Annotated in this window: 15 protein-coding genes; 11 read left to right on the top strand and 4 right to left on the bottom strand. The window is 54.2% G+C overall.

Features of this window, described 5'->3' with window-relative positions:
• Positions 1-35 precede the first annotated feature (35 nt).
• Entirely contained in the window at positions 36-374 is a 339-nt protein-coding gene (gene glnB / locus DFO57_RS19015; protein WP_003848647.1) for a nitrogen regulatory protein P-II, read from the top strand.
• Between the two features lie 204 nt (positions 375-578).
• Here glnB and hmpA read toward each other — a convergent pair whose 3' ends face one another.
• Complete coding sequence (gene hmpA / locus DFO57_RS19010; protein WP_105082813.1) at positions 579-1,763, bottom strand: NO-inducible flavohemoprotein; 1,185 nt, start codon at positions 1,761-1,763, stop codon at positions 579-581.
• A gap of 325 nt (positions 1,764-2,088) precedes the next feature.
• Here hmpA and glyA point away from each other — a divergent pair, with 325 nt between their 5' ends.
• Positions 2,089-3,342, top strand: a complete 1,254-nt coding sequence (gene glyA, locus DFO57_RS19005; RefSeq protein WP_072404108.1) for a serine hydroxymethyltransferase — start codon at positions 2,089-2,091, stop codon at positions 3,340-3,342.
• Between the two features lie 130 nt (positions 3,343-3,472).
• Positions 3,473-4,621, top strand: a complete 1,149-nt coding sequence (locus DFO57_RS19000; RefSeq protein WP_014594325.1) for a 3-phenylpropionate MFS transporter — start codon at positions 3,473-3,475, stop codon at positions 4,619-4,621.
• On the opposite strand, the gene csiE is transcribed toward DFO57_RS19000, so the two are convergent.
• Positions 4,603-5,871 carry a stationary phase inducible protein CsiE gene (gene csiE / locus DFO57_RS18995; RefSeq protein ID WP_072404107.1) on the bottom strand — a complete coding sequence of 423 codons (1,269 nt, stop codon included), beginning with the start codon at positions 5,869-5,871 and terminating at the stop codon, positions 4,603-4,605. The two genes, DFO57_RS19000 and csiE, sit on opposite strands and share 19 nt — an antisense overlap.
• A gap of 155 nt (positions 5,872-6,026) precedes the next feature.
• Here csiE and DFO57_RS18990 point away from each other — a divergent pair, with 155 nt between their 5' ends.
• The 3 genes from DFO57_RS18990 (at position 6,027) to DFO57_RS18980 (ending at position 8,833) form a co-directional block, all read left to right on the top strand.
• Positions 6,027-6,653: a DUF1007 family protein gene (locus DFO57_RS18990; protein ID WP_013026749.1), complete on the top strand. Its 627-nt coding sequence runs from the start codon at positions 6,027-6,029 to the stop codon at positions 6,651-6,653.
• Positions 6,644-7,624 carry a nickel/cobalt transporter gene (locus DFO57_RS18985; protein WP_072404106.1) on the top strand — a complete coding sequence of 327 codons (981 nt, stop codon included), beginning with the start codon at positions 6,644-6,646 and terminating at the stop codon, positions 7,622-7,624. The genes DFO57_RS18990 and DFO57_RS18985 overlap by 10 nt, the downstream gene beginning before the upstream one ends.
• Before the next feature lie 195 nt (positions 7,625-7,819).
• Positions 7,820-8,833 (top strand): YrzE family protein, encoded by a 1,014-nt coding sequence (locus DFO57_RS18980; RefSeq protein WP_110015595.1) that lies wholly within the window; start codon positions 7,820-7,822, stop codon positions 8,831-8,833.
• 47 nt (positions 8,834-8,880) lie between these two features.
• Here the strand turns inward: DFO57_RS18980 and suhB are convergent, their stop codons facing one another.
• A complete protein-coding gene (gene suhB, locus DFO57_RS18975; protein ID WP_013026746.1) occupies positions 8,881-9,684 on the bottom strand; it encodes an inositol-1-monophosphatase in 804 nt (267 codons plus the stop codon).
• Positions 9,685-9,806: 122 nt separating this feature from the next.
• On the opposite strand from suhB, the gene trmJ reads away from it, so the two are divergent.
• From trmJ to sseB, 5 genes are all read left to right on the top strand, one after another.
• A complete protein-coding gene (trmJ, locus tag DFO57_RS18970; protein WP_013026745.1) occupies positions 9,807-10,553 on the top strand; it encodes a tRNA (cytosine(32)/uridine(32)-2'-O)-methyltransferase TrmJ in 747 nt (248 codons plus the stop codon).
• 136 nt (positions 10,554-10,689) lie between these two features.
• The gene (gene iscR / locus DFO57_RS18965; RefSeq protein WP_014594322.1) at positions 10,690-11,187 is read left to right on the top strand and encodes a Fe-S cluster assembly transcriptional regulator IscR; all 498 of its coding nucleotides are present in this window, start codon (positions 10,690-10,692) and stop codon (positions 11,185-11,187) included.
• A gap of 89 nt (positions 11,188-11,276) precedes the next feature.
• On the top strand, positions 11,277-12,437 hold the full coding sequence (locus tag DFO57_RS18960) for an IscS subfamily cysteine desulfurase (protein WP_014605269.1): 1,161 nt from the start codon (positions 11,277-11,279) through the stop codon (positions 12,435-12,437).
• Positions 12,438-12,564: 127 nt separating this feature from the next.
• The gene (gene pepB / locus DFO57_RS18955) at positions 12,565-13,851 is read left to right on the top strand and encodes an aminopeptidase PepB (RefSeq protein ID WP_013026742.1); all 1,287 of its coding nucleotides are present in this window, start codon (positions 12,565-12,567) and stop codon (positions 13,849-13,851) included.
• Positions 13,852-13,902: 51 nt separating this feature from the next.
• On the top strand, positions 13,903-14,667 hold the full coding sequence (gene sseB, locus DFO57_RS18950) for an enhanced serine sensitivity protein SseB (protein WP_110015594.1): 765 nt from the start codon (positions 13,903-13,905) through the stop codon (positions 14,665-14,667).
• A gap of 33 nt (positions 14,668-14,700) precedes the next feature.
• Here the strand turns inward: sseB and sseA are convergent, their stop codons facing one another.
• Entirely contained in the window at positions 14,701-15,543 is an 843-nt protein-coding gene (sseA, locus tag DFO57_RS18945; protein ID WP_028715471.1) for a 3-mercaptopyruvate sulfurtransferase, read from the bottom strand.
• Positions 15,544-15,672 lie beyond the last annotated feature (129 nt).

Raw genomic sequence — 15,672 nt, 5'->3', positions numbered from 1 at the left:
CTCTAACCATGGAGGGCTCGAGGAAAGGATCTGACATGAAAAAGATCGATGCAATTATTAAACCCTTCAAGCTCGATGACGTGCGTGAGGCACTTGCTGAAGTCGGCATTACCGGCATGACCGTGAGCGAAGTAAAAGGATTTGGTCGCCAGAAAGGCCATACGGAACTCTACCGTGGCGCAGAGTACATGGTGGACTTCCTGCCCAAAGTGAAAATCGAAATGGTTGTCGGAGATGATATCGTTGATACCTGCGTCGAAACCATCATGCGCACCGCACAAACCGGAAAAATCGGCGACGGTAAAATCTTTGTTTTCGATGTTGCCCGCGTAGTGCGCATCCGTACTGGCGAAGAAGACGAAGAAGCGATTTAATTCACTTTAGATGCAAAATCTTTAGCTGAAATCCCGGCGATGTTGGAAAAGTTTCATTCGTCGAGATCTCGCCCCGTCCTGATATAAGGGAGGGGCGAAAAGCTGTCTGTTTCACCACAAAGTGTTACCCCGCCCGCGTTAACGCAGCACTGCACACCGAACGGCTGGCACCACTGCTTCAAGGGCGCCGTTCGCAGTCGCCGATCATATCTCTTTATGTGGACCGAACAGCTCATAGTGAATTCTGTCCGCCGTAATGCCGACCGCATGCAACTGCTTAACGATAAATTGCATAAAGCCAAGTGGCCCGCAGAGATAAAAGTGGGTATTCACATCCCGCAGCCGCGCTGACAGGGTCGCCAAATCCATCATACCTTGCGCATCGTAGCGGCCTGCATCGGGTTCGTCCGGCTTGCGATACCAGATGTGCTGTGCAAAATCAGGAAGCAGGGCACCGGTGGTGGTCACTTCGTCTGCGAAGGCATGCTGTTTGCCATTTTCGGCGGCGTGAAGCCAGTTGACGGGCGCCAGATGCCGCTGTGCAGCCAGCGCGTGGAGCATTGCCAGCATTGGGGTTTGTCCAACGCCGGCGGAAATGAGCGTGACCGGCGTTGTCGGGCTCACCTGCAGGAAAAAATCGCCGTGCGGAGCGGCCAACTGCACTTCACTGCCCACTTCTGCATGCTGATGTAGCCAGCCGGACAGGATTCCCTGCGGCGCCTGTTTCACCGCAATACGGTACATTTTCTCGTTGCTCCCTGTGGTTAGTGAGTACTGACGAATTTGATGATATTCACAACCTGCGGGCTGCAAGTGAAGCGTCAGATACTGACCGGGTTTAAAGGGGGCAACCGGACCCCCGTCCACAGGCGTAAAAGTAAAGCTTTTAATCACGGCACTCTGCTGCTCAATCGCGCTGATGCGAAACGGCCGCGTCCCGCGCCATCCGCCTTTTTGCTGCTCCGATGCCTGATAAATCGCTTCTTCGCGCTGGATAAACACATCCGCCAGTACACCGTAAGCACGTCCCCATGCTGCCAGCACGTCATCACCGGGATTCAACAGGGTTTTGATGGTAGCAAGTAAATGCTCACCCACAATTGCATACTGCGCGGGCTGAATATTCAGGCTGGTATGTTTTTGCGCAATTTTTTCAACGGCCGGCAGTATCGCCGTCAGGTTTTCGAGGTTTGCGCCGTAGGCACATATCGCATTGAACAGGGCTTCACGCTGCCCGCCGTTACGTTGATTATTCATGTTAAAGACATTTTTTAGTTCAGGATGCTGAGCAAGCATGCGGTCATAGAAATGAGCAGTCAGATCGGGGCCGCAGGCGGCAAGGGCGGGAAGGGATGATTTCACGGTAGCAATAGTCTGAGCATCAAGCATGGCAACACCTCATTTAAAGTTGCATTTTAAATACATCTTATGATCGTTTCTTTCATGCTGTAAATCTCATGCTGGGTTTTACTGGCAGCAACTGGCCGGTTTTCGCGACAAAAGCGCAAAAAATCTTTTACAGAGTGAAAAAATGATATTGGCGGGCAATCGTTGCAAAAAAGGGATAAAAAGGCATGGCGTCTCGGTAGCCAAACGTTTGCGTAAAAAGAGGGAATTCACCCTACCTTACCCCGATAAAACGGTTTACACTGTCTGCCTTCGCCCTCAGGGGGCGTAAATTGCCGATTTAAAGATAGCCAGTCAGGAGATGCGGATGTTAAAGCGTGAAATGAACATTGCCGATTATGATGCCGAGTTGTGGCAGGCGATGGAGCAAGAGAAAGTGCGTCAGGAAGAGCACATTGAACTGATTGCTTCTGAAAACTACACCAGCCCGCGTGTTATGCAGGCGCAAGGTTCTCAGCTCACTAACAAATATGCCGAAGGCTATCCGGGCAAGCGCTACTACGGTGGCTGCGAATACGTAGACATTGTTGAACAACTGGCTATCGACCGTGCTAAAGCCCTGTTTGGCGCTGACTATGCGAACGTGCAGCCTCATTCTGGTTCTCAGGCTAACTTTGCCGTTTTCACCGCGCTGCTGCAGCCCGGCGATACCATTCTGGGCATGAACCTGGCACACGGCGGTCACCTGACACACGGTTCACCGGTTAACCTGTCGGGCAAACTGTACAACGTTGTGCCTTACGGCATCGACGAAACCGGTAAAATTGACTATACCGAACTGGCCGAGCTGGCACAGACTCATAAGCCTAAAATGATCATCGGCGGTTTCTCGGCGTATTCCGGGATTTGCGACTGGGCTAAAATGCGTGAAATCGCTGACAGCGTTGGCGCATGGCTGTTTGTGGATATGGCGCACGTTGCCGGTCTGATTGCTGCGGATGTTTACCCTAACCCGGTTCCACATGCACATATCGTGACCTCTACGACGCATAAAACCCTGGCTGGTCCGCGCGGCGGTATCATCCTGGCGCAGGGCGGCGATGAAGAGCTGTACAAAAAGCTTAACTCAGCCGTCTTCCCTGGTGGACAGGGCGGCCCGCTGATGCACGTGATCGCCGGTAAAGCCGTGGCCTTCAAAGAAGCCATGGAGCCTGAGTTTAAAGCCTACCAGCAGCAGGTCGCCAAAAACGCTGAGGCAATGGTAGAAGTGCTGATCGCGCGTGGCTATAACATCGTATCAGGCGGCACCTATAACCACCTGTTCCTGATCGATCTCGTCAGCAAAAACATGACCGGTAAAGAAGCCGATGCCGCACTGGGCCGCGCGAATATCACCGTAAACAAAAACAGCGTGCCAAACGATCCGAAAAGCCCGTTTGTCACCTCTGGTGTTCGAATTGGTACGCCTGCCGTTACGCGCCGTGGCTTTAAAGAAGCAGACGTACGCGAACTGGCCGGTTGGATCGCGGATGTGTTAGACAACATCAACGATGAAGCCACCATTGAGCGTACCAAGCAGAAAGTACTGGATATCTGTGCGCGCCTGCCGGTTTACGCGTAATCCTTTCTGTTGAAAACACAGTCTGACAAGAGGATGGCCATGGCCATCCTTTTTTATTGCCTGCATAACCCGGCTCTGACAAAGTAACGACCACATATCATTGCCTGGAAGCATCATTGCTGGAGGGAACATGGCAATCGGCTCCGCCAAGTGGCTTGGACTAAGCTACTTCACCTACTTTTTCTGCTACGGCATTTATCTTCCTTTCTGGGGCGTCTGGCTCAAAGGTGTGGGCCTGAATGCTGAACAAATTGGTCTGCTATTGGGGTGCGGCATGGTGGCGCGCTTTGTGGGAAGTTTATTCATCGCCTCTCAGGTTAAAAATCCCGGACAACTGATTACGGCATTACGCCTGCTGGCCCTACTGACCTGCTTTATTGCGGCGGGCTATTGGGTTGGGCAGCAGTGGATGTGGCTGCTGTTAGTCATGACCGGTTTTAACCTGTTTTTCTCGCCGCTGGTTCCTTTAAGCGATGCACTGGCCGCCACCTGGACGCAGCAAATTGGCCTTGCCTACGGGCCCGTTCGCTTGTGGGGTTCGCTGGCGTTTGTGATCAGCTCAGCCCTGACCGGTATGCTGGTGAGCGCCTTCTCTTCGCAGGCGATCTTAATGCTGCTGTCGGTTGGGTTGGTCAGTATGCTGGCAGGAATGCTGCTTACCCCGCGTACCCATCCCCAGGGCAGCGAAAGGCAGGGCAGAGTGGGTGGAGGCTGGCAGGCCTGGCGCGATCTGATAAAGGAAAACGCGGTCTGGCGCTTTATGGTGTGCGTGACGTTATTACAGGGCGCACATGCGGCTTATTATGGCTTCAGCGCCATCTGGTGGCAGGAGAGCGGTTATTCTGCATCGGTAGTGGGTTATCTTTGGTCGCTGGGCGTGGTAGCGGAAATCGTGGTGTTTGCCTTAAGCCATCGACTGTTTCACCGCTGGCGCGCACGGGATCTGCTGTTGCTGTCAGGCATCTGTGCGCTGGTTCGCTGGGGACTGCTCGGCGCCAGCACCGCGTTGCCGCTGCTAATTGTGGGGCAACTACTCCACTGCGGTAGCTTTACGGTATGTCATCTGGCCGCAATGCGCTTTATCGCTTCACGGCAGGGGGCGGATGTGATCCGTTTGCAGTCGCTCTATTCGGCGCTGGCAATGGGCGGCGGAATTGCCGTCATGACCATGATTTGCGGCGTACTCTTTACTCACCTGCACGGTCATCTCTTCTGGGTGATGGCGCTGGTGGCACTGCCCGCACTGTTCCTGCGGCCGCGTCAGGATTCCAGCAAATAGCGAATGCGTTGCTGATGGTATTCAGTCAGCGGCAGTTCGGCGTGGATAAGTGGGGGAGAGAAAAGGGGCAGCGAGGTGACATAAGGCGAAATAATGACATCGACTTCGCGCGGTGCGCCGTCGCGCTGGAAATCTTCAACGCGCTGATAGGTGATGTTAACAGGCAGCAAGGTGATCTCGCGGATTTGCTGCTCGACATCCTGTTCCAGTTCGGGATCGTCACCGGTAAGCAGCAGCACCTGTTTTTCCTGCAATGCGCTGCTTTGCATCAGCCACGCACCGAAAATCACCGTCACCAGGCTGACCTCTTCCGGCGCGAACTGAACCTGAAATGTCTGCTCGAAAGCGTCCAGTGCCTGCTGTGTGGTGCGCAGCAGGCGCGGATAAAGCCTGGTTACGTCTTGTGCCACACTGTCATCAATAGCCATTGTAAAGTAGGTGCGATCCAGCGCCTGTGCCAGGTGGGTATATAACTGCTGCTGGAGTTCGGTGCGGTCATGAAAAGTGGTGCCGGCGACGTGCTCAAAATCATCAATGAGCCGCTGTGTGGCGCGCATCAGTCGCTGCTCGCTGGGATGGTCGACAAGGCTGGCGTCCGGAAAATGGATCAGGCTAAATAACAGCGTCCAGAAATCCGTTTCGCTGGCGTCCGGCGTCAGATGACAGCGCTTTTGCCAGTGATGAATAACATCTTTTGCGGCCTGACGTTCTGCTTTCGCTGACAGCCATGCCTGTTGCTGCGCCGTAAAGATCGCAGGCTGGCGCTGGCACAGGCCGTATTTCATAAATATTTGTAAAAAGAGTTGATCGCGCGTGCTGAACGGGCGATTAAGGCACAGGCTGCAGTGCTGGATCAGCGCCTGTAAATTGGTTTCATCGTACAGCGCTTTTTCAATTTTCATCTGCTTCAGACGCAGGCGTAAGGGCGCGGCAAAATGCTCGCAGACAAAGGCCTGCGACAGTCGCAGGCTGCGTCGCAAATTATGGATTAAACAAATGCGTCGATCCAGCTCTGTACCATGAATGCGCAGGCTGCCATCCACCATCTGATGAAGTTCCAGTCGATGATAGCGCTGTATCTCATCACCCACTTCCGCGAGGTCCTGTCTCGCGGTGGCGATGTCCACTCCGTTTAGCAGGCTTAATCTTTTAAGCGTCAGTGCGGGAGCGGGCAGAAACAGCAGTAACAACAGATGACAGCGACGCTGTGAACCGGTGAAGAGTGGTGCTGAAGATGTAGCAGAACTCATCAATCATTATTCCAGCAGGCTATTTTTAGCTAAGAATAGTCAACCTCCTGAACCCTTGAACGGTTTACCCGTTTTTTTGTTCAGAGGTTTAAGGCGGGTCACAAAATTTTGTTACTTAAGAAACCTTTTCATCAGGAACGTTACTTTATAACATTATGAGACGCATGTTTTTTGCACTATTTACCCTGGTCAGTTCGTCAGCGCTGGCACATCCACACAGCTTTATTGATATGAAAACCGAGCTGGTCACGAAGGACGATCGTTTTACCGGCCTGAAAATGACGTGGACCATGGATGAGATTACCTCCGCCGACCTGCTGTATGACGCGAGCGATGCCAAACCGGGAACGGTGGTATGGAAGAAACTGGCGGCGGGTGTGATGGCGAACGTGCTCGGGCAACATTACTTTTCCGAAATCTGGCATAACAAGCAGCGGGTGAAGTTCTTGAATTTACCAACGGAATACAATCTGTCGCGCAGCGGCAATAAGGCGGTACTGGAATTTGTTCTGCCACTGGCCGAGCCGCCTTTACTCAAAAATGAACGCTTTGAGATTTTAACCTTCGATCCGACCTACTTCGTGGATATGTTCTACGACAAACCTGAGGCGTTAACTGTACCGCAAGCTTTACAGTCACGCTGTGCATTCACCTTACATACGCCCAAACCGGATGACTCTTTGAAACAGTATGCGCTCTCGCTCGACAAGGCAGATGCGCCGCCTGAGGATATGGATCTGGGAAGGCAGTTTGCACAAACGGTGATACTGACATGTCACTGACGCTCACGACCCAAGCCAAAAAACGGCTGTGGCCGCTGGCACTGTTTACGGCAGGGTTGGTTACTCTGGGCGCGGCCATCTGGCTGCACTGGCCCCAGATACTTCTGCAAAGCGTGCTCTGGCAAAAAGTGCTGCATCGCCAGATGACTCAGCTCCTGCAGCAGGTTGCCGAGCAGCCTCATCATGCCGGACTGTCGTTACTGGCATTCAGCCTGATCTATGGTGTCCTGCATGCCTTAGGGCCGGGTCACGGTAAAGTCGTGATCACGACTTTTCTGGCAACGCATCCGGCAAAACTAAAAACCAGCATGAAACTCACGCTACTGGCCTCGTTGCTACAGGGCTCAGTGGCTATCATCCTGGTCACGCTGATGCTGGTGGTGCTGAAAACCTCATCGCGGCAGCTGCACCTCAGCAGTTTCTGGCTGGAGAAGAGCAGTTATGTGTTGGTTATTGCCTTAGGTATCTGGATAGGCTACCGGGCGATAAAAGCGCTTTTGCTGCTGTTGCGTCCTCAGCCGACAATGAGGATTCATGCGCTGCGCCCTCATCATCAGCATGATGAACACTGTGGCTGTGGCCATGCGCATTTGCCCAGCGCACAGCAAATGGCGGGCGCCGTTAATGGCAAAACGCAGCTGTTGGTGGTGATCTCCATGGGGCTGCGTCCCTGTTCAGGCGCGATCATGATGCTGCTGTTTTCTAAAGTGATTGGCGTGTATCTGTGGGGCGTCCTTTCTGCCGCCGTTATGGCGGTGGGGACCGCCCTGACCATTTCTGCCATTGGCTTACTGGTGCAGCGTTCCCGCGCGCTGGCGCAGCGTCTTGGCGCGGACAGCCAGGTGGGTAAAGGTGCGCGCAGCCTGTTGCCTGTGCTGGCGTTAGTGGGCAGCCTGACGTTGATTGTTGTGGGCTGTGCGCTCTGGCAGTCTGCTCAGCCTGGTTTTACCGGCGGTATCCGACCCTTTTAATTTCTGCGGCGGCGGAAGATATTCCCCGCTGCCGGGATCCTCACATTTTCGCATCGCAACTATTTTTATTTTCTCTTGCACGTTGAGTGGTGAAAATAGTTTTCACTGACTACGCTGTTTATAGTTATTGCGAACCCCTATCTGGGAATGAAAAAAACGACACTCACCTGCTATGTGTTGCGAGGGAAATATCTCATGGCTGATACCCGTATTAATAATGGCTACAACGATCCGCTCGTCACCGGAGCGGCAGGCTTACCCCTTAAACGCATTTCCTGGAGTGCCGTTTTTGCCGGTGTAATTTGTGCTTTGATTATTCACATATTATTAACCTTGCTGGGTACGGCAATTGGTGCTACCACCATTGACCCTTTGCAGGAAGATAATCCATTTAAACATCTGGGAACGGGTGCCCTGGTCTGGACGGCCATTGAAATGCTGATCGCTATTGCCGCCGGTAGCTACGTCGCCGGTCGCCTGGCGCAGCGTGAAGGCGCACTGCACGGCTTGCTGATGTTTGGTATTAGTACCGTCTTAACTATTTACCTGGCCGTGAGCCTTGCCAGTAGCGTATTAGGCGGCGCCATGAATATTCTTGGTACGGGTTTCCAGGCAGTAGGAAGTGGTATTTCAGCCGCTGCGCCATCGGTTACCCAAATGGCTAAAGAAAAACTGCAGCAAAATAATATTAATTTAGACAATATGCAGCAAGAACTGGAAACGACGCTGCGTCAAACGGGTAAGCCTGAATTACAACCGGAAAATCTGAAGCAGGATGCGAATAATGAAGCGCAGAATGCCGAAAATCAGGCAAATAACACGTCTAATCATCCACAAACGGCAGACACAGATTTAGCAAACTGGTTTAAAGGCGTTATTGCTCGTCATTCAGATACTTTACAGGCCGCCGATCGTGATGCTTTAAAAAATATTATTAAAGCGCGGACCGGAAAAAGCGATCAGGAAGCTGAACAGATCGTCAATCAGGCAGAACAAAGCTATCAACAGGCTATGCAGAAATATCAGGAACTGAAAAAACAGGCAGAGCAGAAAGCGCGTGAAGCCGGCGAGCAGGCGGCGAAAGCAACCGCGAAAGCCAGCTGGTATGCTTTCTTTATCCTGATTATTGAAGCGGTACTGGCAGGCGTGATGGGAATGGTAGGACGTCGTACTCAGCCACGTCAGGTGTTAACGCACGAACGTCGTTAATCCCAAGGCAATAAGAAAGGCGGCACGTTATCGTGCCGCCTTTTCTTTTAGCGCTTCAGCGCTTCGCTCAGCTCTTCGCGCATCGCCGATAACAGCGATTTCACCACGCGAGGGTTACCGGCAACGATGTTGCCTGAATGCAGGTAGCCGTGGTTGCCGGTGAAGTCAGTGACCAGTCCGCCCGCTTCGCGCACCAGCAGTTCACCCGCCGCGAAATCCCACGGTTTCAAACCAATTTCAAAGTAGCCATCAACGCGGCCTGCGGCGACGTACGCCAGATCCAGCGCAGCGGAGCCGGTGCGACGGAAATCGGCACACTGCGTAAACAGCTTGGTCATGATGTTCATATAAGCTGGGGCGTGCTGTTTGAGCTTGAAGGGGAAACCGGTGGCAAGAATGGTGCCATCCAGATCGCGAGCGATACTGCCGCGCAGGCGGTAACCATTCAGCTGCGTGCCCTGTCCGCGTACGGCGCTGAACAGTTCATTACGCATAGGATCGTAAACGACAGCCACTTCTGTACGGCCTTTAATACGAACGGCAATAGAAACAGAGAAGTGGGGCAGGCGTTTAATAAAGTTGGTGGTACCATCCAGCGGATCGATTACCCATTGAATATCCTGATCTTCGCCCTCAAGCTCACCGCTTTCTTCAGTGATGATGGTATGTTTTGGGTAAGATTTACGAATGACTTCGATAATCAGGCGTTCTGCGTCGCGGTCAACATTCGTTACGAAGTCGTTGCTGCCTTTCTGGCTGGCCTCGACAGCGTCCGGGGTTTCATAATTCTTGGCAATTAAATTTCCGGCCTTGCGCGCTGCGCGCACGGCAATGTTGAGCATTGGATGCATCGGTATCTCTCGCTGGATGTTAAAGAACGGGGAAAACGGCGCGGAGTATAGCAGGGTGTTCGGTAAATGTCCTGCTTTATGTTAGAGTACGCGTCATCATTTTCTGACCGATCCCAACTCTTATGCTGCAAAATATTCGTATCGTGCTGGTGGAAACTTCTCATACCGGCAACATGGGCTCCGTAGCGCGCGCCATGAAAACCATGGGGTTAACTAACCTCTATCTGGTGAATCCGCTGGTGAAGCCAGACTCTCAGGCTATCTCTCTGGCAGCGGGTGCCAGTGATGTTATCGGTGAGGCAAAGATTGTAGACTCCCTGGATGAAGCCATTGCCGGGTGCAGCCTGGTGGTCGGCACCAGCGCCCGCTCGCGATCTCTGCCGTGGCCGATGCTGGACGCCCGGGAATGCGGCGTGAAAAGTATTGAAGAAGGGCAGCAGGCGCCTGTCGCGCTGGTGTTTGGCCGTGAACGCGTCGGACTGACAAACGACGAATTGCAAAAGTGTCACTACCACGTGGCCATTCAGGCGAATCCGGAATACAGCTCGCTGAATCTCGCGATGGCCGTGCAGATCATTGCTTATGAAGTGCGTATGGCCTGGCTTCAGGCGCAAGAGAACCAAACCCCAAAACCGCAGTACGACGCTTCCCCTTATCCGCTGGTGGATGATCTGGAACGCTTCTATCAGCACATGGAAAACATGATGCTGGAAAGCGGGTTTATCCGTGAAGCCAACCCGGGCCAGGTCATGAGCAAACTGCGTCGTCTGTATACGCGCGCCCGTCCTGAACGCGATGAGCTCAATATTTTGCGCGGTATGCTCTCGTCTTTCGAGAAGCGAAAAGGAACCAGAACGGACGGCGAATAATAGTTGAGTAAATTACCAGGTTAAATACTTGAGTAATTTACTTGGTTAAATAGTTGACCAAATTACTCAGGAATGTCAGACTTGCTGCCATCTTCGCTAATCCTCCGATAACCGGACGCTATTGAGGTTGTATGCTATGAGACTGACATCCAAAGGACGTTATGCTGTTACCGCCATGCTGGACGTTGCCCTTCACTCTCACCAGGGCCCGGTTCCACTGGCAGATATCTCTGAACGCCAGGGCATTTCGCTCTCCTATCTGGAGCAGTTATTCTCGCGTTTACGCAAGCATGGCCTGGTAGCAAGCGTCCGCGGGCCGGGCGGCGGTTATCTGCTAGGTAAAGAAGCCAATGCGATTGCGGTGGGAGAAGTGATCACGGCGGTAGATGAGTCCGTGGACGCCACCAAGTGTCAGGGCAAAGAGGGCTGCCAGGGCGGCGAACGCTGCCTGACTCACGTCCTGTGGCGCGATCTGAGTGTGCGCATTAGTGAGTTCCTGAACAACATTACGCTGGCTGAGCTGGTGAATAATCAGGAAATCCTGGACGTGGCCGACCGTCAGAACGCCAATGACAACCGCCGTTTCCAGAACTCCCGTTCTCAGGAAATCAACGTGAACCTTCGCGCCTCGTAATCCTCCTCTTCTCCGGCCCTTACTGCTAACGCGGTAGGGGCTGAATCTGCTATAAATACGTATGATTTTCTATACGGAGCTGTAGCGCAATGAAATTACCGATTTACCTGGATTACGCCGCTACCACGCCGGCCGATCCGCGTGTGGCCAGCAAAATGATGCAATTCCTGACGCTGGATGGCACGTTTGGTAACCCGGCCTCCCGTTCACACCGTTTTGGCTGGCAGGCCGAAGAAGCGGTAGACGTTGCGCGTAATCAGGTGGCAGAGCTGGTGAATGCTGACCCGCGTGAAATCGTGTTTACCTCCGGTGCCACCGAATCCGACAACCTCGCCATTAAAGGCGTAGCCCACTTTAATCAGGCGCGCGGCAAGCACATCGTTACCAGCGTAACCGAACATAAAGCGGTGATTGATACCTGCCTGCAACTTGAACGTGAAGGCTTCGAGATCACCTGGCTGACGCCCGCCGCGAATGGTCTGATCGCGATTGAGGATTTGCGTGCTGCACTGCGCGATGACACCGTTCTGGTGTCGATCATGCACGTGAACAATGAAATTGGCGTGATTCAGGATATCGCCGCGATGGGCGCGCTCTGTCGCGAACGTGGCATCCTGTTCCATGTTGATGCCACACAGAGCGTAGGTAAGCTCTCTGTCGATCTGAGTGAACTCCCTGTCGATCTGATGTCCTTTTCCGCCCATAAAGTGTATGGCCCCAAAGGGATCGGCGCGCTGTATGTGCGCCGTAAGCCGCGCGTTCAGATCGATGCACAAATCCATGGTGGCGGCCATGAACGCAATATGCGCTCGGGCACCTTACCTGTGCACCAGATCGTGGGGATGGGTGAAGCCTATCGCATTGCCCGTGAAGTCCGCGAAGAAGAGATGGCCCGCTTGTCTGCCCTTCGGGATCGGCTGTGGCAGGGGCTGCGCCAGACCGGCGGCGTCAGCGTAAATGGCGATTTGCAGCACAGCTGTCCCAACATTCTCAACGTAAGTTTCACTGACGTTGAAGGTGAGTCATTGATCATGGCGTTAAAAGATCTTGCGCTGTCGTCTGGATCGGCCTGTACTTCTGCCAGTCTTGAACCCTCCTATGTCCTGCGTGCGCTTGGCCTGAACGAAGAGCTGGCACACAGCTCGCTTCGCTTCTCGCTGGGCCGTTTTACCACGGAAGACGAGATCGATTATGCCATCGCGCTGGTGCAGAAGTCCGTTACGCGCCTGCGTGAACTCATGAAGTCATGATGCATTTGCCAGCCGAGGCTGACAAACTGTGCGCCGACAACATCTGCGGCGTGCAGCGTAACATCTGAATGAAAAAGCCGTCTTAAAACAGGCTGGATGAAACGAATAACGAATACGGAGCCCTACAATGAATACACAACCGATGAATATTACGCTCAGCAGCCAGCCCGCCGATGCGCGCTGGGGCGAAAAAGCGCTGTTAAGCAGCAATGATAACGGCATGACCCTGCACCTGCGTGAAGCGGATGCCTTGATGACCATTCAACGAGCCGCCCGTAAACTGGATGGCCAGGGCATTCGTCATGTGTCACTGGCTGGCGAAGGCTGGCACCTTGAGCAGTGCTGGGCATTCTGGCAGGGTTATCGCGGGCCTAAGGGCAAAAACCAGGTGGACTGGCCGCAACTGGGTGAACACGAGCAGGCGGAGTTCGATCGCCGCCGCAAAATTGTTGGCTGGGTGCGCGACACCATTAATTTACCAGCCGACGATCTGGGCCCGGAAACGCTGGCGCACAGCGCCATTGACTTACTCAGTGAGCTGGGTGGTGAGGCCGTCAGCTATCGCATTACCAAAGGCGACGACTTACGCGAACAAGGCTACATGGGCCTGCACACCGTGGGTCGCGGCTCTAACCGCCCGCCGGTCTTTCTGGCGCTGGATTTCAACCCAACCGGAGACAGCGAGGCGCCTGTTTACGCCTGTCTGGTGGGCAAAGGCATTACCTTTGATACCGGCGGCTACAGCCTGAAACCGAGCGCTGGCATGGACTCAATGAAGTCGGACATGGGCGGTGCGGCCACCGTCACCGGTGCGCTGGCGCTGGCGATCGCGCGCGGGCTGAATAAGCGGGTTAAACTTTACCTCTGCTGCGCGGATAACATGGTCAGCAGCAATGCCTTCAAACTGGGCGACATCATTCGCTACCGTAACGGCAAGTCGGTAGAGGTGATGAACACCGACGCTGAAGGCCGCCTGGTACTGGCTGATGGCCTGATTGATGCCAGCGAGCAGAACCCGACGCTTCTGATCGATGCGGCAACCCTGACCGGTGCCGCGAAGACGGCGGTCGGCAATGATTATCACGCGCTGTTTACCTTTGACGATGGCCTGGCGCAGTCGGTGATGGGCAGCGCAGTCAGCGAAAACGAACCTTTCTGGCGTTTGCCGCTGGCGGAATTCCATCGCAACCATCTGCCATCGAACTTTGCCGATCTGAACAACATTGCCAGTCCGGCGCATTCGGCAGGTGCCAGCAGCGCTGCCGCGTTCCTGTCGTACTTCGTCAGCCACTATCAGCAGGGCTGGTTACATATTGACTGCTCAGCGACCTATCGCAAAAGCGCGGTCGATCAGTGGGCTGCCGGTGCAACCGGTCTGGGTGTCCGTACCCTCGCCAACCTGTTACTGAAATAAGCGCAATCCAGCGGTGACCTGGTCACCGCTTTCTCAAGGTAGAAGTAAACTATGAACCGTCTTGAAGAGGTGCTGAAGCTGGCCGCGACCGAGCCTGCGCACCGGCCTGAATTTTTCCAGCTGTTGCTGGAAGCTGACGTCTGGGTGCCCGGCGAAAGCACCAGCCAGCAACTGGATGCCAGTACGCCGGTGGATCTCCAGCACTGGGAAAAAGAGGATGGCAGCAGCGTTATTCCGTTTTTTACCTCCGAACAGGCGATGAGCGAAGCCGTCGAGAGCGAACAGGCGTATTTACGTTTACCCGTGCGCACCCTGTTTGACATGACGCGTGGCGAAACCCTGTTTTTGAACCCAAAACTGCCGACGGGAAAAGAGTTCTCCGCGGCGGAAATCAGCCATCTGCTGGGCGAGGAGGGCAGTGCACTCACTCAGCAAAGCGTGCTGGAAGGCGGGCAGTCACTGCTGCTGTCGGAAGTGGCACAACCGCCTGCCCAGATGATTGACTCTCTGACCCAGCTGCTCAGCAAATATAAGCAGGTGAAACGCGCCTTTGTTGCCAGCATTCGTGAACGCGCGGATGAGGAACCCAACCTGCTGATTGGGATTGAAGCGGACTGCGATATTGAGGCCATTATTCAGGCCGCTGGCAGCGTCGCCAGCGACACGTTACTGGATGACGCACCCATTGATATCTGCGAGGTCACGGCAGACGATCGCGGCATCAGCCACTTCTTTACCGCCCACATCACGCCCTTTTATGAACGTCGCTGGGGGAGTTTCCTGCGCGAGTTCAAAGGCGGTCAGCGTATTATCTGACAACGCGCGCGGCCTCACCGGCCGCGCGTCTTCTTATTTCGCAATCGGCAAATCGTCCCGGCTTCCCCATTCGCCCCAGGAACCGTCATAGAGCGTAGCCTCCCGAACGCCCAGCGACGTCAGCGCCAGAATCAACACGACCGCCGTAACGCCTGAGCCACAGGTGGCGACAACGGGTTGCGTCAGGTCCACGCCCGCCTGGGCAAACAGGGCGCGCAGTTCGGACTCTGGCTTCAGTTGTCCCTGTTCAACCAACAGGTTCCACGGCAGATTCAGACTGTTGGGAATGTGCCCGCGATGTAAACCAGGACGCGGTTCATCTACCTCGGCATTGAAGCGGTTAGCCGCACGGGCATCCACAATCTGTGCGCCACCTTCATGGCTAATCAACAGCACGTCAGTCAGGCGTTTCACCAACCCGTCATCGAACTCAGCCTCGAATTCGCCCTCAGGCAGGCTCACTTCCCCCTCCGCCAGCGCAAAGCCTGCGGCTTTCCAGCCCTGCAAACCGCCAGCCAGAATGGAAACCTGGGCGACGCCGAAAGCGCGCAGCATCCACCAGGCGCGCGGGGCAGAAAACAGGTTGCCCTCATCATAAACAATCAGATGTTTATCACTGTTGACGCCAAGCTCGCGCATGGCCACGGCAAAGCTTTCAGCGCGCGGGAGCATATGCGGATAGGGGCTGGTGTGATCGGAAAGTGCTTCAATATTAAAGAAAGGTGCCTGGGGCAAATGACCCGCCAGGTATTCAGCCTGGATATTGCGAACCGCATCCATGCCTGGCGGCAGCATACGTGCGTCCAGTACCTGCAGCGTTTCATCGTTGTAGTGTTCTTGTAACCAGTCGGCGGACACAAACAGTGGCGTCGTCATAACAACCTCATCTCAGCAATCTGTCATGCCAGTGTCGGGTAATGTGCACACCATCTCAAGAGAAGCGTTGATTAAATGCGAGCGTTGATGTGAAATTGCCCAGCGTTATATAACAATTCCCCTGGGGCC

It is taken from the genome of Pantoea sp. AG702 (genome assembly GCF_003182295.1).
Lineage (GTDB): Bacteria > Pseudomonadota > Gammaproteobacteria > Enterobacterales > Enterobacteriaceae > Pantoea > Pantoea ananatis.
This window is presented reverse-complemented; position numbering and strand designations above follow the sequence as displayed.